Annotated in this window: 16 protein-coding genes; 5 read left to right on the top strand and 11 right to left on the bottom strand. The window is 71.7% G+C overall.

All coding sequences use genetic code 11. The annotated features are described in order from the left end of the window. Positions 1 to 29 precede the first annotated feature (29 nt). The 8 genes from MYF83_RS00630 to MYF83_RS00595 form a co-directional block, all read right to left on the bottom strand. Positions 30 to 2,288, bottom strand: a complete 2,259-nt coding sequence (locus tag MYF83_RS00630) for a VanW family protein (protein WP_248958129.1) — start codon at positions 2,286 to 2,288, stop codon at positions 30 to 32. Between the two features lie 218 nt (positions 2,289 to 2,506). Beyond that, entirely contained in the window at positions 2,507 to 4,051 is a 1,545-nt protein-coding gene (gene gatB, locus MYF83_RS00625) for an Asp-tRNA(Asn)/Glu-tRNA(Gln) amidotransferase subunit GatB (RefSeq protein ID WP_279338939.1), read from the bottom strand. Continuing rightward, the gene (gatA, locus tag MYF83_RS00620; RefSeq protein WP_248958128.1) at positions 4,012 to 5,502 is read right to left on the bottom strand and encodes an Asp-tRNA(Asn)/Glu-tRNA(Gln) amidotransferase subunit GatA; all 1,491 of its coding nucleotides are present in this window, start codon (positions 5,500 to 5,502) and stop codon (positions 4,012 to 4,014) included. Before gatA ends, gatB begins: the two co-directional genes overlap by 40 nt. Beyond that, positions 5,499 to 5,798, bottom strand: coding sequence for an Asp-tRNA(Asn)/Glu-tRNA(Gln) amidotransferase subunit GatC (gene gatC, locus MYF83_RS00615; RefSeq protein WP_248958127.1), 300 nt, complete (start codon positions 5,796 to 5,798; stop codon positions 5,499 to 5,501). Before gatC ends, gatA begins: the two co-directional genes overlap by 4 nt. 158 nt (positions 5,799 to 5,956) lie before the next feature. After that, positions 5,957 to 8,023, bottom strand: coding sequence for a putative bifunctional diguanylate cyclase/phosphodiesterase (locus MYF83_RS00610; protein WP_248958126.1), 2,067 nt, complete (start codon positions 8,021 to 8,023; stop codon positions 5,957 to 5,959). Between the two features lie 563 nt (positions 8,024 to 8,586). Next, positions 8,587 to 10,866: an NAD-dependent DNA ligase LigA gene (gene ligA, locus MYF83_RS00605; protein WP_248958125.1), complete on the bottom strand. Its 2,280-nt coding sequence runs from the start codon at positions 10,864 to 10,866 to the stop codon at positions 8,587 to 8,589. A gap of 163 nt (positions 10,867 to 11,029) precedes the next feature. Next, the gene (locus MYF83_RS00600) at positions 11,030 to 11,482 is read right to left on the bottom strand and encodes a hypothetical protein (RefSeq protein ID WP_248958124.1); all 453 of its coding nucleotides are present in this window, start codon (positions 11,480 to 11,482) and stop codon (positions 11,030 to 11,032) included. 128 nt (positions 11,483 to 11,610) lie between these two features. After that, entirely contained in the window at positions 11,611 to 12,621 is a 1,011-nt protein-coding gene (locus tag MYF83_RS00595; protein WP_248958123.1) for a methionine synthase, read from the bottom strand. Between the two features lie 170 nt (positions 12,622 to 12,791). Here MYF83_RS00595 and MYF83_RS42310 point away from each other — a divergent pair, with 170 nt between their 5' ends. The 3 genes from MYF83_RS42310 to MYF83_RS00585 all read left to right on the top strand — a co-directional run bounded on the left by MYF83_RS42310 (position 12,792) and on the right by MYF83_RS00585 (position 15,888). Next, the gene (locus MYF83_RS42310) at positions 12,792 to 12,917 is read left to right on the top strand and encodes a hypothetical protein (protein ID WP_279338909.1); all 126 of its coding nucleotides are present in this window, start codon (positions 12,792 to 12,794) and stop codon (positions 12,915 to 12,917) included. A 128-nt stretch (positions 12,918 to 13,045) separates the two neighbouring features. Further along, positions 13,046 to 15,256: a peptidase domain-containing ABC transporter gene (locus MYF83_RS00590; protein WP_248958122.1), complete on the top strand. Its 2,211-nt coding sequence runs from the start codon at positions 13,046 to 13,048 to the stop codon at positions 15,254 to 15,256. After that, positions 15,253 to 15,888, top strand: a complete 636-nt coding sequence (locus tag MYF83_RS00585) for an MBL fold metallo-hydrolase (protein WP_248958121.1) — start codon at positions 15,253 to 15,255, stop codon at positions 15,886 to 15,888. Before MYF83_RS00590 ends, MYF83_RS00585 begins: the two co-directional genes overlap by 4 nt. Before the next feature lie 9 nt (positions 15,889 to 15,897). Here MYF83_RS00585 and mnmA read toward each other — a convergent pair whose 3' ends face one another. Then, positions 15,898 to 16,968 (bottom strand): tRNA 2-thiouridine(34) synthase MnmA, encoded by a 1,071-nt coding sequence (gene mnmA / locus MYF83_RS00580; RefSeq protein WP_248958120.1) that lies wholly within the window; start codon positions 16,966 to 16,968, stop codon positions 15,898 to 15,900. Positions 16,969 to 17,119: 151 nt separating this feature from the next. On the opposite strand from mnmA, the gene MYF83_RS00575 reads away from it, so the two are divergent. Next, entirely contained in the window at positions 17,120 to 18,163 is a 1,044-nt protein-coding gene (locus MYF83_RS00575; protein WP_248958119.1) for a DUF695 domain-containing protein, read from the top strand. A gap of 58 nt (positions 18,164 to 18,221) precedes the next feature. Here the strand turns inward: MYF83_RS00575 and MYF83_RS00570 are convergent, their stop codons facing one another. Continuing rightward, the gene (locus tag MYF83_RS00570) at positions 18,222 to 19,166 is read right to left on the bottom strand and encodes a helix-turn-helix domain-containing protein (protein ID WP_248958118.1); all 945 of its coding nucleotides are present in this window, start codon (positions 19,164 to 19,166) and stop codon (positions 18,222 to 18,224) included. A gap of 54 nt (positions 19,167 to 19,220) precedes the next feature. Between MYF83_RS00570 and rplK the strand changes: the two genes are divergently transcribed. Further along, complete coding sequence (gene rplK / locus MYF83_RS00565) at positions 19,221 to 19,646, top strand: 50S ribosomal protein L11 (protein ID WP_248958117.1); 426 nt, start codon at positions 19,221 to 19,223, stop codon at positions 19,644 to 19,646. Between the two features lie 47 nt (positions 19,647 to 19,693). On the opposite strand, the gene MYF83_RS00560 is transcribed toward rplK, so the two are convergent. Then, entirely contained in the window at positions 19,694 to 20,854 is a 1,161-nt protein-coding gene (locus tag MYF83_RS00560; RefSeq protein ID WP_248958116.1) for a cysteine desulfurase family protein, read from the bottom strand. Positions 20,855 to 20,885: the final 31 nt, after the last annotated feature.

The raw sequence follows: 20,885 nt of genomic DNA, 5'->3' as shown, positions 1-20,885 counted from the left end.
CCGGAGGTGTCAGACCCTCGTCCGGAGCACTAATGCTTGCCGTTGCCGTTGCCGTTGCCGTTGTTGCTCTTGGTCTTGGTCTTGGTCTTGCCGTTGCCGTTGCCGTTGTTCGACTTGACGGCCTTCTTGGCGTTCTTGCGGCGTTGCTTGGTGGAGGCGCTCACGTCGAGGGCCTGGCCCGGAGGTTGCGGCTGCACGGCGCCGTTGCCGGGCCGCTGGTCCTGCTTGACCGCTGACCGCGCCTGCTGGCAGATCACCTTCGGCGCGGGCGCGTACTCCGTGGTCCTCGCGCGGTCCTTCTTGAAGACCTTGCCGTCCTTGAGGAAGACCCGCGTGACCGTGACCGTGAATCCGGGCGTCCCTTGCATGGGAAGGCAGCCCGGCTCGCTGTCGGTCACGGTCTCCGGCTGGGTGGGGCTGGAGTGCTCAGAGGTGTCGGCGTCGATCCGGTCGTACTTCTGGGTGCTCCACAGGGCCACCGTCACCGAGGTGCCGGTGTACGAGGCCTTGATCAGGACGCCGTACTCGGTGTCGTTCCGCCACCGCAGGTCCGTCTCGGGATACGACAGCGTCGCGTCACGCCCGGCCGGGTAGCTCGCGACGTGGAACGGATAAGGGGTGTGCTCGACGTCCTCCATGCCCGCGAGGAAGGCCGCGTTGTACATCGTCGTCGCGAACTGCGAGAGCCCGCCGCCCATGGCGACGACGAGGCGGTCGTCCTCGATGGACTGCGCCGGGACGAACCCGCGCGAGGCGTCCGGGTCGCCGATGACCTCGTTCAGCGAGAAGGTCTGGCCGGGCCGCACGAGCATTCCGTCCACCAGATCGGCGGCCTTGTGGATGTTGGTGACCCTGGCGGCGCAGCACGTGTAGGAGGTGGCGAACTCGCTGACCTTCTCGGCCACGCCGAGCTGCATGGCCTCCTGGTCGCTGAGCGTGGGCTCGGTGATGGCCAGGGACACCGGGATCGTGCGGCTCCCGCCGGCGGTGATCACCTTGCCGACCGCCTCGGCGAGCCGGTCGGTGTCGACGCCCTTGCCCGTCCTGGCGTGGACCAGCTTCGGGACCTGGTTCTCGATGACGAAACCCGCCTCGCGGGGCGCCTCCGCGACCCCGACCAGCTTGGTCTCCAGGCCGGCGACCGCCTTGCGCGCGTCGAACACCGGGCGCACCCAGCCGTAATCGTCGGCCGTGAACGTCAGGTTGGCCGCGATGACCTTCGGGGACAGGCGCACCCGCCTGCCGCCGTTGACCAGGGTGATCGGCTCGGCGACGGCGTGGCGGGCCGTCACCAGGGCCTTGTCGAACTCCTCCGCGGTCGCTTTCGGCCGTACTGGGGCCACCGGCAGCGTGACGGAGGCCGGGGCGTTGACGAAGGCGCGCCTGATCGCGCTCCCTGTCGCCGCCTGGTCGAGGACGACGCCCTCCCTCGGGGTGAGGAGTTCCGGCGTGGTGCCCTTGTAGACGATCGCACCTTCGCGGGCCGGCCGGTCGATCTCCTTGGCGATCTTGCCGACCCGCTCGGTGAGCTTGACCTGGTTCAAGGAGACGCGCAGCGGCAGGTCACGGTCCCCGGTGAGGGCCTGCCAGACGGCGAACGGGCCGGGGAACCCGGTCTCCGCGTCGGCGACCGTGGCCTCGACGTCGATGGTCAGCCCGGCGTCGCGCGGGTCGAGCACCGCCACGCGCCGCCCGTCCAGCATGAGGCCGACGGCCTCCTGGTCGTTGCCGTCGTAGCGGCGGTGCAGGCGGTCGATGGCCTGGGTCGCGTTGAGGCCGCCGATGCGCACGTCTCCGACGTGCGTTCCCGGCAGCACCTTGCCCCACATGTACGTGGCCGGCACGCCGTAGGCGAGGAGGAACAGCAGGCTGATCGCGCCGAAGACCATCAAGGGGACCCGTAACCTGCCGCGGCCCTCGGCCGGCTCGGTCTCGGCGGCGGCCAGTGACTCGGCCCTCGGCTCGCCATCGGGCCTGCGTACCCGCACGCTCCCCGTCATCGGCCACGGCTCGGGCGGGCCGACGGGAGGAGGCAGGGTCACCGCAGGGCTGGACGGGCCGCCGTTACCGGGTGGCGGGGTCGAGGCGAAGATGTCGGGCGACACGCCCGGTGGCAGAGGGGAGACGCCGCGCGGGAGCTTCTTGCGGGCACCTGACGGGCGTCCGCGTGCCTGATCCTGGTCGTCCTTGGAGTACTGCCGGTCGACAGGGAGCGCGACGGGCGAGTCCGGGCGCACCGCCGCGAACGGGTCGGGCGGCGGGTCGATGGACGCTCCGGCGTTCCGCACGCCCTCGTCTCCTCCCGGGTCCGTACCGATTCCCCCGTATCACCCTAAACCAACAACACTCGCAAATTCTTCTACATCGGTAGATGAATCCAGTCCCAGGTATGGAGAACTTATACGCGAAACCCGTACTAAGTACGGAAGAGACATTGTCCCTGCATAACGCGGGTGGGCCTCGCGGAAGATCCGCGAGGCCCGTGCGCGTGCGCCCGGCCGGATGTCTACTCCGAGACGCCCAGCTTCTCCAGGATCAGCTCGCGGGCACGCCCGGCGTCGGCCTTGCCCCGGCTGGCCTTCATCACGCCGCCGACGAGCGCGCCCACCGCGGCGATCTTGCCGGAGCGCACCTTGTCCGCCGCGTCGGCGTTCGAGGCCAGCACCTGGTCGATGATCGAGGACAGCTCGCCCTCGTCGCTGACGATGCGCAGGCCCCGCTTCTCGACGACCTCGTCGGGAGACCCCTCGCCGGCCAGCACGCCCTCGAGCACCTGGCGGGCCAGCTTGTCGTTCAGCGCGCCGGAGGACACCAGCTCGACGACCCGGGCGATCTGCTCGGGCGTGATCGCGAGGTCGGCGAGCGGCGTGCCGGACTCGTTGGCGCGCCGCGCCAGCTCGCCCATCCACCACTTGCGCGCGTCGGCCGCCGGCACTCCGGCCGCGACCGTCGCCTCCACCAGGTCGATGGCGTCGGCGTTGTGCATCGCCGCCATGTCCAGGTCGGAGACGCCCCACTCGGCCTGCAGCCGCCTGCGCCGCGCGGTCGGCAGCTCGGGCAGCTCCGACTTCAGCTCGGCGACCCACTCGGGGCTCGGCGCGATCGGCAGCAGGTCGGGCTCGGGGAAGTAGCGGTAGTCCTGCGCCTCCTCCTTGGAGCGACCGGACGTGGTGGCGCCGGTGTCCTCGTGGAAGTGGCGGGTCTCCTGCACGATGCGGCCGCCGTCGGCGAGGATCGCCGCCTGACGCTCGATCTCGCCGCGCACCGCCCGCTCGACGCTCCGCAGCGAGTTGACGTTCTTGGTCTCGGTGCGGGTGCCCCACTCGCTCGACCCGCGCGGCATGAGGGAGACGTTGACGTCGCACCGCAGGGAGCCCTCCTCCATGCGGACGTCGGACACCCCCAGCGTGCGCAGCAGCTCGCGCAGCTCGGTGACATAAGCCTTGGCGACCTCGGGCGCGAGCCGGTCGGTGCCCGGGATCGGCTTGGTGACGATCTCCACCAGCGGGATGCCCGCGCGGTTGTAGTCGACGATCGAGTAGTCGGCGCCGTGGATGCGGCCGGTCGCGCCGCCCACGTGCGTGGACTTGCCGGTGTCCTCCTCCAGGTGGACCCGCTCGATCTCGATCCGGACCGTCTTGCCGCCCACTTCGACGTCGAGGTAGCCGTTGGTGCACAGCGGCTCGTCGTACTGGCTGATCTGGTAGTTCTTCGGCATGTCCGGATAGAAGTAATTCTTCCGGGCGAAGCGGCACCATTCGGCGATCGTGCAGTTCAGCGCCAGGCCGATGCGGATCGTCGACTCGATCGCCTTGTCGTTCGCCACCGGCAGCGAGCCCGGCAGCGCCAGGCAGACCGGGCACACGTGGGTGTTCGGCGGGGCGCCGAAAGTGGTCGAGCACCCGCAGAACATCTTGGTCGTCGTGCCCATCTCGACGTGGGTCTCAAGGCCGAGCACCGGCTCGAAGCGCTCCAGCGCCTCGTCGTACGGCATGACCGTGTGAGTGGTGGTCACAGGGACGGAGCCTCCTTCAGCAGCGGGCCGCCCCAGCGGTCCTCAAAGGCCTTCTCAACGGCGGCGCCCACCCGGTAGCAACGGTCGTCGCCCAGCACGGGAGCCATGATCTGCAGGCCGACCGGCAGGCCGTCCTCCTCCGCGAGACCACAGGGCACCGAGATCGCGGCGTTGCCCGCCAGGTTGGCGGGGATCGTGCACAGGTCGGCGAGGTACATCGCCATCGGGTCGTCGGCGCGCTCGCCGATCGGGAACGCCGTGGTCGGCGTCGTGGGCGAGACCAGGACGTCCACCTGGTGGAAGGCCGCCTCGAAGTCGCGCGCGATGAGGGTGCGGACCTTCTGCGCCGAGCCGTAGTAGGCGTCGTAGTAGCCGCTGGAGAGGGCGTAGGTGCCGAGCATGATGCGCCGCTTGACCTCGGGCCCGAACCCGGCGGCCCTGGTCAGCGCCATGACCTCCTCGGCGCTGCGGGTGCCGTCGTCGCCGACGCGCAGGCCGTAGCGCATGCCGTCGAACCTGGCCAGGTTGGACGAGGCCTCGGACGGGGCGATGAGGTAGTACGCCGGGAGCGCGTAGGTGAAGCTCGGGCAGGAGACCTCGACCACCTTGGCGCCCAGGGACTCCAGCAGGTCGACGGCCTCGCGGAACCGGTTGATCACGCCCGGCTGGTAGCCCTCGCCGCCGAACTCCTTGACCACGCCGACGCGCAGCCCGGCCACGTCCCCGCGGCGGGCGGCCTCGACGACCGGCGGCACCTCCTCGTGGATCGAGGTGGAGTCCATGACGTCATGACCCGAGAAGGCCTCGTGCAGCAGCGCCGCGTCCAGGACGTTGCGCGCGAACGGGCCCGGGGTGTCCAGCGACGAGGCGAAGGCGATCAGCCCGTACCGCGAGGAGCCCCCGTAGGTGGGCTTCATCCCGACGATGCCGGTGACGGCCGCGGGCTGGCGGATCGAGCCGCCCGTGTCGGTGCCGGTGGACAGCGGAGCCTGGTAGGAGGCGACGGCCGCGCTCGAACCGCCCGAGGAACCGCCCGGGATGCGGTCGAGGTCCCACGGGTTGCGCGTCGGGCCGTACGCGGAGTTCTCCGTCGAGGAGCCCATCGCGAACTCGTCGAGGTTGGTCTTGCCGAGGATGACCAGCCCGGCCTCGCGCAGCCGCGCGGTGACCGTCGCGTCGTACGGCGGGCGGTAGCCCTCGAGGATCTTGGATCCGGCCGTGGTCGGCATGTCCTTGGTGGTGAAGACGTCCTTGTGGGCGATCGGCACGCCCGCGAGCGGGCCGAGCTCCTCGCCGGCGGCGCGCCTCGCGTCCACGGAACGGGCCTGCTCCAGCGCCGACTCGGCCGCCACGTGCAGGAAGGCGTTGACCCGCGGGTCGACCTCGGCGACGCGGTCGAGGTGGGCCTGCGTGACCTCGACGGCCGAGACCTCGCCGGAGGCGATCAGGGCGCCCAGCTCCGCGGCGGTCTTGCGGGTGAGACTCATGCCTCCTCCCCGAGGATGCGCGGGACGCGGAAACGGTCGTCCTCGACGGCCGGCGCGGCCGCCAGGGCCTGCTGCGGGGTCAGGCTCCGCCGCGCCTCGTCGGGACGGTAGACGTTGGTGAGCGGCAGCGCGTGCGACGACGGCGGGATGTCGTCGGTGGCGACCTCGGCGACGCGCGCGACGGCGGCGATGATGTCATCGAGCTGCGTGGCGTAGTGGTCGAGCTCGTCGTCGGCCAGCGCCAGCCGGGACAGCCGGGCGAGGTGAGCGACCTCGTCGCGGGTTATGGCGGACATGAGTCGTTAACCCGTTTCATGGATGGCAATTGGACAGTGTCATCCTAGGGCGCGTGACCCAGGGTGGCCGAACCGTTAACCAGGGTTCTCCCCGCCATGACCGCCCATGCTCCACCCGGTGGCCCCCGCGTGGCCGGCGCCGGCATGCCGAGTGGCGTCTACAGGGCCGTGACCTCGGCGGACGAGCACCTGCCGTAGGACGGCGCGCTCACCCGCTCGCGCAGCCACACGGTCATCTCGCTCGCCGGCATCGGCTCGGCGAACCGCCACCCCTGGCCGGCGTCACAGCCCATATCGCGCAGGCGCTGGGCCACCTCTTCGGTCTCCACGCCCTCGGCCACCGACCGCAGGCCGAGTGAGCGCACCAGGTCGACGATCGAGCGGACGATGCGCTCGTCGTCCACCGTCTTGCCCAGCCGCTGGACGAACGAGCCGTCGATCTTCACCTCGCACACCGGCAGCCGCTGGAGGCGCACCAGCGAGGAGTACCCGGTCCCGAAGTCGTCCAGGGCGAGCGGGATGCCCAGCTCCACCAGCGCGTGGACCGAATCGGCGGTGTATGCCTGGTCGGTCATCAGGATGCGTTCGGTGACCTCGAGCTGGATCGCGCGCGGCGGAAGGCCGAGACGGTCGAGCCCGGCCTCCAGCAGGTCGGGCAGCGACGAGTCGAGCAGGTCGCGGGCCGACACGTTGATCGAGACCGGCACCTCGATCCCGGAGTGCCACCAGCGGGCGGCCTGCTCGAGCGCGGCGTCGATGACGTGCTGGGTGATCTGGCGCATCAGGTAGGACTGCTCGGCCAGGGGGATGAAGTCGGCCGGGGAGATCGGGCCCCGCTCGGGATGCCACCACCGCAGCAGGGCCTCCACGCCCTCCACCATGCCCGAGGCGAGGCTCACCTTGGGCTGGTAGTGCAGCTCCAGCTCGCTGCCGCCGATGGCCCGGCGCAGGTCGCCGAGCAGGTTGAGCCGCTCGGGCGAGTTGCGGTCCTTCTCGGCGAGGTAGATCTCCACACCGGTGCGGCCCTCCTTGGCGAGGTACATCGCGACGTCGGACCGCTGGAGGAGCAGCTCGAAGTCGGGCGCGTGGTCGGGATAGAGCGCGATGCCGACCGACGCGTCGAGGTCGAACGTCATGCCTTCGAGCCGTACCGGCTCGGTGAGCGCCGCCCGCAGCCGCGCGGCGACCTCCCGGGCGGCGGCCGCGTCCCGCACGGTCGGCAGGAGGACGGCGAACTCGTCGCCCCCGAGCCGCGCCACCACGTCCCCCGGCCGCACGCTGTGGGTGAGGCGGTGGGCGACGATCTGCAGCAGCCGGTCCCCCACAGGATGCCCGAGGGTGTCGTTGACCTCCTTGAACCGGTCGAGGTCGAGCAGGAGCAGTCCCACCCGGACGTCGTCGCGGGCCTCGGCCAGCGCCTCCTCGGTGCGCAGGATCAGCAGCTTGCGGTTGGGCAGGGCGGTCAGCCCGTCGTGCATGGCCTGGTGGTCGCGGCGCATTGACAGCGAGGCGGTGAAGTACATCGTGGCGAGCGGCGCCACGAAGAGGGGGACCAGCGCCGGGGAGCGGCTCATGACCACCACGACGAGCGGGGCGAGGCCGAGGAGCGCGGCGTAGACCAGGCTCTGGTATCCGATGGTCGTGCGGATCACCCGGAGCAGCGACCGGCGCTCGTGCAGGGCCACGGCCCCGCACACCAGGATGCCGCGCATCACGAAGTACGCGACGGCCGCCAGCGTGACCGCCATGATGTCGGTGCCCTCCGGCACCCATGGCGTGGCGGGATGGGGATGGTGGCCGAACGCGCTGAGCACCACCGCCGCCGCCGTCGAGGCGAGGGTCACCTGCGAGACGTTGAACAGCGTCCGGTGCCAGGCCCTGCGATGGGACAGGCCGCTGACGACCAGCGCCAGCGCGTGGATCAGCACGGCCACCGACAGCCCGTGGTACAGCAGGACGGCGAAGGTGAACAGTGTCGAGGTGGCCGTGCCCCCGGCCAGCCGCGAGCTGGAGACCACGATCGGCCGGAGCTCCCCGAGGACGACGAGAACGACGAGCACCCAGAACAGCGAGGTGCGGGTCAGATCGGCGAGGTCGCTGAAGCCCAGCCGGATCTCGGCGACGAGCAGCGCCGCGAGCCCCGTGGCGACGACCCCCGTCAGGTAGGTCCACAGCGGGGAGAAGGGCCGCGGCGCGGTGTCCCGGGTATCGGATGGATCCGTCATAAGCAAGTAAACCCCCAAGAGGTCACTATGGGAGGGTACGACCTCTGGGCCACTTCGCGAAACCGGTTGGGCACGTTCCGTCACCGGTAATTTCGGGCATCCGACGGTTGTACTTCGCGACAAGCCAAGATCACGGATGACCAAAACCCAGCAAAATCTTCTTCTACCCCCTCCAATCCCTCCCCCACCTGCCACCCCAACCCCCCGCCTCACCCCCAGGGGTCCGCCCCGCCATCCAGCTCCCGAAATCCACAGAGTCCAGAGAGTCCCGGCCTACCCGACCAACTCCCGACATGCCACAGCTTCCCGGCGTGCCAGCCCACACCGCTCGCCCCCGCTCCCACCCGCTCGCCGACCCGCCCCTCGCCGCTTCCCCCCACACCGCGCCTTGCCTGCCACACGACTCCGGCCTTCGGTCCCACGCCGGTCCCCGTCTGCCGACCCCACCCGCTCCTCCGGGTGGGGGTCTTCGCTCGGGTGGGGGGCGTTGAGTCGGCGCCGCGGCGGCGAGATGTGGGGCGGCGGGGCCGGCGCCGCCGTACGGCGGGTGAGGGGGTGGAGGCTCACACGGCTTCGGCCGTCTGAGCCTCCTCGACCTCGGCGGCTTCGGTCTTCTGCACCTTTTCGGACTTCTCGGACTTCGGTGCCTTTTCGGCGGTCTCCGGTTCCTCGGCGGCTTCCGTGGGGCGGACGGCGTCGGGGCCCTGGGTGAGCAGGGTGTTGAAGCCCGCCTCGTCGAGGATGGGGACGCCGAGCTTGAGCGCCTTGTCGTACTTGGACCCGGCGTTCTCCCCCGCGACCACGAAGTCGGTCTTCTTGGAGACCGAGCTCGTCACCTTGCCGCCGCGGCTCTGGATGGCCTCGCCGGCCTCGTCCCGGGTGAAGCCGGCCAGTGTGCCGGTGACCACCAGCGTGAGCCCCGCGAGCGTCTGCGGGCCCTCCACGGCCGGGGGCTCGTCCTCCATGCGGACACCCGCGAGGCGCCAGCGCTCGACGATCTCGCGGTGCCAGTCTTCGGCGTACCACTCTTGGATGGAGGCCGCGATCGTCGGGCCGACCCCCTCCACGGCGGCCAGTTCCTCCTCCGAGGCGCCGAAGATGCGGTCCAGGGACAGGAACGCGGTGGCCAGGGCCTGCGCAGCCGTGGGGCCGACGTGCCGGATGGACAGGGCGACCAGGACGCGCCAGAGGGGCTGTGACTTGGCCTTCTCCAGCTCCTTCATCATGTGCTCGGCGTTCTTGCTCGGCTCGCCGCTCATGTTGGCGAAGAACGTGACGATCTTGGGCTCGCCGGTCTCCGGGTCGGTCTTCGGCAGGCCGGTGTCCTGGTCGCGGACGACCGACTTGATCGGCAGCAGTCGCTCGATCGTGAGGTCGAACAGGTCGGCCTCGGTGCGCACCGGCGGCTCCTGCGGCGGCAGCGGGGCCGTCAGCGCGGTGGCGGCGACGTACCCGAGACCCTCGATGTCGAACGCCCCGCGCCCGGCGGCGAAGAAGATGCGCTCGCGCAGTTGCGCCGGGCAGGACCGGGCGTTCGGGCAGCGGATGTCGACGTCCGCCTCCTTCATGCGCCGCAGCTCGGTGCCGCACTCGGGGCAGTGGGTCGGCATGACGAACTCGCGCTCGCTGCCGTCGCGCAGAGCGACCACCGGCCCGACGATCTCGGGGATGACGTCGCCCGCCTTGCGCAGGACCACGGTGTCGCCGATGAGCACGCCCTTGCGCGCGACCTCCGAGGCGTTGTGCAGGGTCGCCCGCTCCACCGTGGACCCGGCGACGACGACCGGCTTCATCACCCCGTACGGGGTCACCCGGCCCGTGCGCCCCACACCGACCTGGATGTCCAGGAGCTTGGTGTTGACCTCTTCGGGCGGGTACTTGAAGGCGATGGCCCACCGGGGAGCACGGGAGGTGGAGCCGAGCTGGCGCTGCGACTCGACGCGGTCGACCTTGACCACGACGCCGTCGATCTCGTACGCGGGGTCGTGGCGGTGCTCCCGGTAGTACTCGATGAATTCGTTGATCTCGGTGAGGCTCTCGACGACCTTGTACAGGTCGCTGACCGGCAGCCCGAACTCCCTGAGCCGTTCGTACACGGCCGACTGGGTCGGGGGCGGCGGGGTGCCGCCCTCCCAGGTGCCGACGCCGTGCGCGATCATCCTGAGCGCGCGCTGCGCGGTGATGCGGGGGTCCTTCTGGCGCAGCGAGCCCGCCGCGGAGTTGCGGGGGTTGGCGAACGGCGGCTTGCCGGCCGCGACGAGCTGCTCGTTCAGCTTCTCGAAGCCCTCGACCGGCAGGAACACCTCCCCGCGCACCTCCAGCACGTCGGGCACGCCGTCGCCGGTGAGCCGGTGCGGGATGCCGGCGATCGTGCGGACGTTGGCGGTCACGTCGTCGCCCATGCGGCCGTCGCCGCGCGTCGCCCCCCTGACCAGCCGGCCCTTCTCGTACACCAGGGCGATCGCGAGTCCGTCGATCTTCAGCTCGCACAGGTAGGGGCCGGGGTCGGCCTCGAGGAGCCGCTCGGCCCTCGCCTGCCAGCCCGCCAGGTCGGCCTCGTTGAAGGCGTTGTCTAGGCTTTCGAGCCGCCGGAGGTGCCGTACGGAGGTGAACTCGGTGGAGATCGGCGCGCCGACCTTCTGCGTCGGGGAGTCGGGCGTGCGCAGAGTGGGATGCGCCTCTTCCAGCTCGCGCAGCTCGCGCATCCACGCGTCGTACTCGCCGTCGCTCACGGTCGGCTGGTCGAGCACGTAGTAGCGCCAGTTGGCCTCATCGGCCAGCTCGGCCAGCTCGGCGTGGCGCTCCAGTGCGCCCACCGGCACGCCCTCCACCTCGGCAGCCATGCCGTCTCCCCTCGTCGTTCAGCCCCAAGGAGAACGCTACGGGCTGTGGCGAGTGTTCGCGCCCCCGCATAGACGGCCTACCTGGGGAATCGTTACTTCCACCATGCCATCCACCACCGACATTTCCGTACGAAACGGACCCTTCTTCGCACCCCTAGGTCGATCAGCCGCCCTGCGCCCAGACACCTTCCCAGTGCGAGCACTTGCCGGTGATCCTCGTGGCGGTGCCCCGGCAGACCTTGGCCGTCGAGCTCAGCATGTAGCCGGCGTTGACCCGGAACGAGCGGGGCGTCGACTGCGAGCAGTTCTTGAAGGTCGCGGTGCGGTACCTGCCGTGGTCCGTCAGCCACTTGATCTTCAACCACGAGCACGTGCGCGCGCCGCCGGCGTCGTACAGGTCGCCGGTGATCCGCAGCCCGGAGGAGGTGGTGCGGATCTGGCCGCCCGCCCACCCCTTGGTGTCCGAGGAGGCCGTGGGACCCCATGACCACTTCTCGGCCGCGGACGCCTGGGTGGCCCCTGACGCGACGGCGGCGGAGGCCGACGCGGCGGGAAGGCCGAGTCCCAGAGTGGCGGCGGTGGTGAGCCCGAGCAGTACGCGAAGTCCGCTACGCATGACTTTCCTTCTCCTGGATGTGCGGTCGTTGTCGTGCACATCAAGAGATAGGCCCCCGGCCTTGCAAGCGGCTTGATCCCACTTGGGACCAGCTGTCCGGGACCGCGGCAGCGGGCGGAGTGCTCGGGTCAGCGGGAGGTGTGCTCCGGGTCCTCGCTCAATACGCGCGCCGCCTCCCGGCACCGGGCCAGCGCCGCGCGGGCGTACGCGGGCGAGGCCCCCGCGAGGCCGCAGGACGGGGTCAGCACCACCTGCTCGGCGAGCCGGGAAGGCGCGAAGCCGAGCCGCCGCCACAGCTCGACGGCCGGCTTGGCGGTCACGCCGAGGTCCGCCAGCCTGCTGTCCGTGCCAGGGACCACCCCCATGAACAGCGCCGTCCCCGCCTCGATCGCCTCGCCGATGCGCTCCTCGTCCCGGCGGCGCAGCAGGCTCGCGTCCAGGGAGATCGCGCCCGCGCCCGCGTTGCGCAGCACCTCGAACGGCACATCCTGCGCGCAGCAGTGCACGATGGTGAACGTCCCGGCGGGCAGCACGGCGCGGAGCCGCTCGGCCGCGACCGGGGGCTCCACGGGGGGGAGCCGCCCGAACCCCGAGGCGGTCGGCACGGTGCCCGCGAGCACCCCCGGCAGGCCCGGCTCGTCCAGTTGCAGGATCACCTCGGCGCCCGGCACCCGCGCGCGCACGGCGGCCAGGTGCACCGCCAGCCCCTCGGCCAGGGAGTCGGCGAGATCGCGTACGGCACCCAGGTCGGCGAGCGTCTTGTCCCCGTAGCGCAGCTCGACGGCGCCCGCAAGCGTCCACGGCCCGCAGACCTGGATCTTCAGCCGGCCCTCGAAGCCTTGCGCGATCTCCTCCAGCGCGTCCAGGTCGCGCGCCAGGTGGTCCCTCGCCCGGCGCACGTCACGGCCCGGCCGGTCGGCGAAGCGCCAGCCGGAGGGCTGCACCTCCACCGGCATGTCCACCAGCAGCGACGCCGTGCGCCCGACCGTGTCGGCGCCGACGCCGCGAGCGGGCAGCTCCGGGAGGTACGGCAGGTCGGGCAGCTCGCCGAACACCATGCGCAGCGCCTCGACATGATCCTCGCCGGGGTGGGAACCCACACCGGTCGCACTCGCCGCGTTCCACGGAAACTCGCTCACGAACCGCAAGCTTAGGGACCGCCAGGCAGCCCTCTGGCACCGAGCGGCCTGGGAAGAGGCACGACGTGCCCGGCCGCCCCGTCCCGTCCAGCCTCCTCCAAGCCGATTCCAAGAGCGCCCGCCTATTCCTGGAGCTGGTATTTCCAGTGGCATCGAAAGGAGGGGTGAGCTTGAACGATCAGCAGAAGGCCGGGCAGGTGCTCGACGACGCCGAGCTCGACGAGCTCAGCGGCGGCCAGGTCAAGGTAGAGGTCGGCATCTACATCGACCCGCCCGGCATCTGCGTTTCCGGGTGAGGAAACCCCGGCGACCTGGGACCTGATGCCCGGGGGCCGGTTATCCGTTCACGATTGACCGGGCCTGGGGCGGGGCCGCCGCTCCAGGCCCGCGGACGGAGCCTGCCGAGGGCGCGGAGAGGAGAGCCGTGAGCCGCCGTCTGCGCGTCGTCCGGCAGAACACGCTGACCGACTGCGGAGCGGCCTGCCTGACGATGGTGCTGCACCACTACGGGCTGCGGACCACCATCCACGAGGTCACCGAGCGGATCGGCATCTCGCGCGACGGGATGACCGCCCGCGCCCTGGTGACCGCGGCCCGGGAGTACGGGCTTTCCACCCAGGCGCTCCGGATCGCGCCCGGACGCGTGGGCGAGGTGACCCTGCCGGCCATCGCGCACTGGGAGTCCAAGCACTTCGTGGTGGTCGAGCGATGCCGGCGCGGCGGCGTGGAGATCGTCGATCCCGCACGGGGAAGGCACCTGCTGAGCGCCGAGGAGTTCGCGGCCGGTTTCAGCGGCGTCGTCCTGGTGCCCACCCCCGGGGCGGGCTTCCGCCCGCGGCGCCTCGATCTCCCTGCGCGCCCGTGGCGCCGGCGGATGCCCGCGGGGATCCTGCGGCGCTCGCGAGGGCTGGTGATCTCGGTCGTGCTGGCCTCGCTGCTGCTCCAGGCGCTCGGGCTGGTACTTCCGCTCGGCTCGGGTCTGATCGTCGACCGCGTCCTGCCCTCGGGCACGACGGACCTCCTCCCCCTGCTCGGCGCGGGCGTCGCCGTCGCCGTTGCGGCCCAGCTGGTCCTCGGCCTGCTGCGGGTCCGCATGCTGTCGGCGCTCCAGGTCCGGGCCGATCGGGACCTCACCACCGAGACCATGCGTCACCTGTTCTCGCTGCCGTACCGCTTCTTCGCCCAGCGGGGCACCGGCGACCTGGTGACGCGCGCCGAGGGCGTCACCGCGATCCGCGAGCTCGCGACCGGGCAGGTGCTGCCCGCGCTCCTGGACGGCCCGCTCACCGCCGCCTACATCGCCCTGGTGACTGCCGGAGATCCCGTGCTGGGCGGCTGTCTGCTGGCCGCCGTCGCGGCGCACGCGCTATTGCTGTTCGGCAGCAGGCGCCGGACGAGCGCCCTGGTCCAGCGCCGGCTCGGCGCCCAGGCGGACGCCCAGGGGCGGCTCATCGAGGCGATCAAGGGCATCGAGTCGCTCAAGGCGATGAGCGCCGAACCGCGCGCCCTGGACCGCTGGTCCACCCTCTTCGGAGTCCAGCTCGACGCCACCGCCCGGGCGGACACGGCCGTCGGCACGGTGGTCGCCGCGCAGAACGCCGTCCACGTGCTGACGCCCATGGCACTCCTTTGGGTGGGTGCCTGGCGGGTGCTCGACCACGGCATGACGCTCGGCACGCTGCTCGCGCTCAACGCCATCGCGGTCGCGACGGTGACGCCGCTGAACTCCCTGATGAGCGCCCTGCAGCGGCTCCAGGTCGCGAGCGCCGCGATCGGCAGGCTGGCCGACATCCTGGACAGCGAGCCGGAGGCCGAGGCCGGGCTCCCCCGCGCGGCCGTGGGGGCGGCGGCGAGGGGCATGGATGATCCGCGCGAGCCCGTGGTCGTGGATCCGCGGGGCGCCGTCGAGCTACGCGGAGTGGGGTTCCGGTACGACCCCAGGGGCGTCTGGACGCTACGGGAGATCTCCCTCACCGCCCGCCCGGGGCAGAAGATCGCCCTCGTGGGCCGTTCCGGGTCGGGGAAGAGCACGCTCGCGAGGATCCTGCTCGGGTTGTACACACCTGTGGAGGGCGAGGTGCGCTACGACGGCGTGGCCGTGCCGGCCTGGAGGATGCCCGAGCTGCGGCGCCGCTTCGGGGTCGTCACCCAGGAACCGTCGCTGTTCACCGGAACGATCAGGGAGAACATCGCCCTCGCCGACCCCGGCGCGCCCCTGGAGCGCGTGGTCGCCGCGGCCCGGCTGGCCTGCGTCCACGAGGAGATCGCCCGGCTGCCACTGGGGTACGACACCCCGCTGTCGGAGGGCCACGGCCTGTCCGGCGGCCAGCGCCAGCGGCTGGCCCTCGCCAGAGCGCTGCTCGCCGGGCCCCGGCTGCTCGTGCTGGACGAGGCCACCAGCCACCTCGACACCGCCACCGAGGCCATGATCGAGTCGCGCCTGTCGGGACTGCGGCAGACCCGCATCGTGATCGCCCACCGGCTCAGCACGATCAGGGACGCCGACCTCGTCGTCGTCCTGCGCGACGGCCGGATCGCCGAACGCGGCGGTCACGAGGAGCTCCTGGCCCTCGGTGGCGAGTACGCGACTCTGGTCGAGGGTCAGCGCCCCGCCAGGTCCATCATGGAGAGATGAAGCTCACCAAACATGGTCACGCGTGCGTGCGCCTGGAGAAGGACGGCACCGTCCTGGTCATCGACCCCGGCGGTCTCACCGAGGAGTCCGCGCTCGAAGGAGCCGACGCCGTCCTCATCACCCACGAGCACTTCGACCACCTGGACGCCAAGCGCCTCGCCAACCTGCGGCCGGACGTGGGGATCTGGACCTGCGCCGCGGCCGCCCGGCAGCTCGAAGGCCTGAGCACCAAGGTCAACGTCGTCGGGGAGGGCGACTCGTTCACGGCCGCGGGCTTCGAGGTGGGGGTCGCCGGCCGCGAGCACGCGCGGATCGCCTTCGACGTGCCCCCCGTGCAGAACGTGGGATTCCTGATCGACGGCGAGGTCTTCCACCCCGGCGACGCGTTCACCGTGCCCGGCACGCCCGTCGGCACGCTGCTCACGCCGACCAGCGGCCCGTGGATGAAGGCCTCCGAGATGGTCGACTACCTGCTGGAGGTGGCGCCCAGGCGGGCCTACTCCATCCACGACGGCCTGTACAACGACATCGGGCTCATGCTGGTCGACAACATCCTCGGCCGCCGGGCCGAGGCCCAGAAGGCCGACTTCCGGCGTCTCAAGATCGGCGAGAGCGTCGACCTGAGCGGCTGACCGCGGCCGTCAGGAGGACGAGGCGATGGTGGCGGAGCCGATGACGGTGTCGCCGCTGTACAGGACGGCCGCCTGGCCCGCCGCCACGCCCGTCGCCGGGCTGTCCAGCTCGATGTTCAGCACCCCGCCGGAGAGCTGGGCGCGGCAGCCGTACACCTCGCCGTGCGCGCGGAGCTGCACGTGGCAGGCCAGCGGCTCGTACGGCTCGGCGACCGGGCCGTTCCAGACCGGACGCTCGGCCACGATCGAGTTCACCGCCAGGGAGGAGCGCGGGCCCACCGTCACGGTGTTGGACACCGGCTCGATCGACAGGACGTACCGGGGACGGCCGTCGGGCGTCGGCCGATCGATGTGCAGACCCTTGCGCTGGCCCACGGTGAAGCCGTACGCGCCCTCGTGCGTGCCGAGGACGGCGCCGGACTCGTCGACGATCGGGCCGCGCTCCGCGCCCAGCCGCTCGGCCAGGAAGCCGCGCGTGTCGCCGTCGGCGATGAAGCAGATGTCGTGGCTGTCGGGCTTGTCGGCCACCGCCAGCCCTCGGACGGCGGCCTCCTCGCGCACTTCGGCCTTCGTGGAGCCGCCCAGCGGGAAGATCGCGTGCGAGAGCTGCTCGCGGGTGAGGACCCCGAGGACGTACGACTGGTCCTTGCCCGCGTCGACGCTCCTGCGCAGCACCCCGCCGGTCAGGCGGGCGTGGTGGCCGGTCGCCACCGCGTCGAACCCGAGCGCGAGCGCCCGGTCGAGCACCGCCTCGAACTTGATCTTCTCGTTGCAGCGCAGGCAGGGGTTGGGCGTGCGCCCGGCGGCGTACTCGCTGACGAAGTCCTCGACGACGTCGCGGTGGAACCGCTCGGCCATGTCCCACACGTAGAAGGGGATGCCGATGACGTCGGCGGCGCGCCGGGCGTCCCGGGAGTCCTCCAGCGTGCAGCAGCCTCGCGCGCCCGTACGGTAGGACTGAGGGTTGGCGGACAGCGCGAGATGGACGCCCGTCACGTCATGGCCGGCCTCGGCGATGCGGGCGGCCGCCACCGCGGAGTCGACGCCGCCGGACATGGCGGCAAGCACACGAAGACTCATAACACTCCCGAGGTTACCCGCCCCGCGCCCCCCGGCCGCTATCAACGCCCTCCGCGGACCCGGTACCGGCGCCGTCACCCCTCGGCAGGAGCACCCGCCACACGGCCGCGGGGTTCGCGTTCGCGCCCGACACCTGGGAGGATCGAGGGCCATGCGACTGTTCGGGCGGAAAGACGAGCCGGGTGGGCCAGCCGACGCGATCGCCGGCTTCTGGACATGGTGGGCGCAGGCACGGCCGAGGGTCGACTCCCTGCTGGCGGCCGACGACACCGCGGGGCTGGCGGAGGAGATCTCCCCCGCGGTCGAGGCACTGAGCCCCGACCTGGTGTGGGGCGTCACGACGGGCCGGTCGGCACTGCACGCCCTGATCGTGTCCTCGGCGGGCAACCCGGAGCTACGTCCGCTGGCCCACCGCTGGGCGCTCGCCGCGCCGGCGTCCGACATGATGTGGGAGTTCCACCCGTCCCGGCCGGCCGTCCCGGACGCCGCGAACCTCTCGCTGCAGGTGGCGGGGCGGGAGTTCGCCCTGGACCTGCTGATGCTGGGGCTTCGGGTGCCCAGCGGGTCGCCCCGCATCGACGTCGCCGCCTACCATCCGATATTTCCCGACCTGGACGACGAGACGCGCACCGAGGCCGCCGTGCTGGCCCTGGACACACTGCTCGGCGAGGACGAGGTCGCCCGCTGGGTCGGGGACATCACCGCCGCCACCGCTCCGCCCATCGACGCCGTGGCCGCCGTCCACCTGCCCGCCGTGGTGGCCGACCTCGCCTCGGAGTACCAGCAGGAGCAGTGGGCGCTGATGGAGGGCCAGACCGCCGGCGGGGCGCGCCTGATCGTCACCGCCCGCCATCCCCTGCGCCCGGTCGACCACCCCCTCCTCGACCAGCACATCGCGATCACGCTGCCGTACGCCGAGTCCGACGAGGACGGCCTGCCGGCCGGGGAGTCCGCGGTGGCGCTCCGGGAGTTCGAGGAGCACCTGGCCGGCCTGGTCGACCGGCTCGGCGGCACCGCGCTGCTCGCCGTCCTCGTCAGCTCCGAGGGCGCCCGCATGGTGCACATCTACGCCGACCCGGCCGCGAACGCGGCCGCGACGGTCGGCGAGCTGGTCGCGGGCTGGAAGGAAGGCCACCCCACGGTCGAGGTCGACGACGACCCGGGCTGGATCTCCATCTCGCCTTTCCTGACCTGACCCCGGCGGTCCAGCCGGACCGGACCGGCCCGAGCCGGGCGTCCGGTCCGTACGGGCGTCAGCGAAGGCTCGCGCGCAGTGCGTCGGCGATCCAGCCGTGGGCGATGGTCTGCGGCGGCGGCCAGGGCGTGTGCTGGATCACGGCCACCAGCTCCCAGTGGCGTACGGCGCGCGGGTCGTGTTCGTCGTACGCGCGGACCAGCGAGCGCCGGAACTCCGGGCCGGCGTCCACCGCGCCGTGCATCCTGCCGAGGAGGGCGACGACATGGTCGAGGACCGGGCCGGCGGCCGCGGAATCCGGCTGCACCCCTTGGTCGATGGCGGTGAGCACCGTGCCGGCGATCTCCTCGTTGATCTGCTGCCAGTCCGCCAGGTCGTCCCCTCCGGCCTTCGCCCACCGCTCCCAGAACCCGGAATCGTCCCGGCGCAGGACGGCCCGGTAGTCCTCGTCGGACAGCAGCTCGGCCAGTTCCAGCCACGCGTCGAGCTGTTCGACGGTGGGCTCGGAGGGAAGGTCGGGCACCATGGCCTCCCGCAGCCCGGTGAGCCACTGCTCGCGGGCGCGGTTCCCCCCGCCGACCTCGGACACGAACGCGTCCATCAGCGCCTCGCGCTCGGCCGCTCCGAGGCGGCCGAGCGTGTTGAGCCTGCGCAGGTCCGTCTCCGAGGGCTCGCCTCGCTCCAGCGTGGCGCGCAGGACGGCGCGGGTGCGCTGGAGCGCCTTCAGCTGGGTCTCCACGGTGCGCAGCTGGAGGGTGAGCACCTGCCGCAGATCGCGCTCGCCGAGTGAGCGGATCGTGGCCAGGTCGACGCCGATCTCGCGGAGGGTGCGGATGAGCTCCAGCCGGGCCAGGTCTTCCTCGCCGTACACGCGGTAGCCGCCCGCCGTGCGGTCGCGCTCGGGGAGGACCCCGGCGTCCGAGTAGAACCGGATCGTCTTCACCGGGAGCCCGGACAGCTTGGAGAGCCGCCCGATCGTGTACCTCTCGTGTTGCGTGGCCATGGTGACGATTATTCCGTTGAGTCTCCAGTAACTGGACAGTTTACCGTTTCCGGCATGGCTAAGCACAAGATCACCAGGGTCGTGAAGATACAGCTCAAAGCCGGTGAGGCCGGGCCCGCGACCGTCGGCAAGGACCTCGGCCCGCTGGGGATCAACCTCATGGACTTCTGCCGGCGGTACAACGCCGCCACGGAGGCGCAGCGCGGGTTCGTGGTGCCTGCCGAGGTCACGGTGTACGAGGACCGGTCGTTCGACCTCGTCACCAAGATGCCCACCACGGCCTCGCTCCTGCGCAGAGCCGCCGGCCTGGACGGCGGCAGTCCCCGCCCCGGCCACCACACCGCCGCGACGATCAGCCGGGAGCAGTTGCGGGAGGTCGCCCGCACCAAGCTCCCCGACCTCAACACCACCGACCTCGACCAGGCCGAAAAGATCATCGCCGGCACGGCCCGCTCAATGGGCCTCCAGATCAAGGACTGAACCCCACGGCCCACCGGCCCTGGATCGGTACGGCCAGGTCGGTACGGCTAGGTGAGGCCGGCCCGGCGGGCGCGGTCGGCGGCGGGGCCGATGACCCGCATCAGCTCGTCGATGTCGGCCTCGGTCGAGGTGTGGCCGAGGGTGAAGCGCAGCGACCCCCGTGCCCGTACGGCGTCGGCGCCCATGGCGAGCAGCACGTGGGAAGGCTGGGCGACGCCCGCGGAGCAGGCCGAGCCCGTCGAGCACTCGACTCCCTTGGCGTCGAGCAGCATCAGCAGCGCGTCGCCCTCGCAGCCGGGGAAGGAGAAGTGGGCGTTGCCGGGGAGGCGGTCGTCGGGATGGCCGTTGAGGACCACGTCCGGCACCGCCTCACGCATCCTGGCGATCAGCTGGTCGCGCAGAGCGCGCAGCCGGGCGGCGTTCTCCTCCTGGCGCTCGACCGCGGTCCGCACGGCCGCCGCGAAACCGGCGATCGCCGGCGCGTCCAGGGTGCCCGAGCGCACGTCGCGCTCCTGGCCGCCGCCGTGGAGCACCGGGACCGGGTCCACACCCCTGGCCAGCAGCAGGGCTCCGACGCCCATCGGCCCGCCGACCTTGTGCCCCGACAGGGTCATGGCCTCCACGCCGGACCCGGAGAACGACACCGGCAGCTGTCCCACGGCCTGGACCGCGTCGCTGTGGAACGGGATGCCGTACTCCCGGGCGAGCGCGGCCAGCTCGGGGATCGGCTGGATGGTGCCGACCTCGTTGTTGGCCCACATCACGCTGACCAGGGCGACGCGATCAGGAGCCTTCTCGATGGCGGCGCGCAGCGTGTCGGGGTGGACGCGGCCGTACTCGTCGACGTCCAGCGGCTCGACGGACGCGCCCTGCCGGTCGGCCAGCCAGTGGGCCGGGTCGAGGGCGGCGTGGTGCTCGACGGCGCTGATCAGGATCCGGTCGGCTCCGCAGGACGCCTGGCGCGCCCAGAAGAGCCCCTTGATGGCGAGGTTGTCGGCCTCGGTGCCCCCGGAGGTGAAGACGACCTCGCTCGGTCGTGCGCCGAGGGCGCCGGCGATGGTCTCGCGCGACTCCTCGACGACCCTGCGGGTGCGGCGTCCGGCGGCGTGAAGGGACGAGGCGTTCCCGACGCGCACGAGTTGCGCGGTCATCGCCTCGACGGCCTCAGGGAGCATCGGCGTGGTCGCCGCGTGGTCTAGGTAAGCCATGGCGTAGTCCAGAGTACCCAGCTTGAGAACT

The organism is Sphaerisporangium perillae, from assembly GCF_023276435.1.
GTDB lineage: Bacteria > Actinomycetota > Actinomycetes > Streptosporangiales > Streptosporangiaceae > Sphaerisporangium > Sphaerisporangium perillae.
This window is presented reverse-complemented; position numbering and strand designations above follow the sequence as displayed.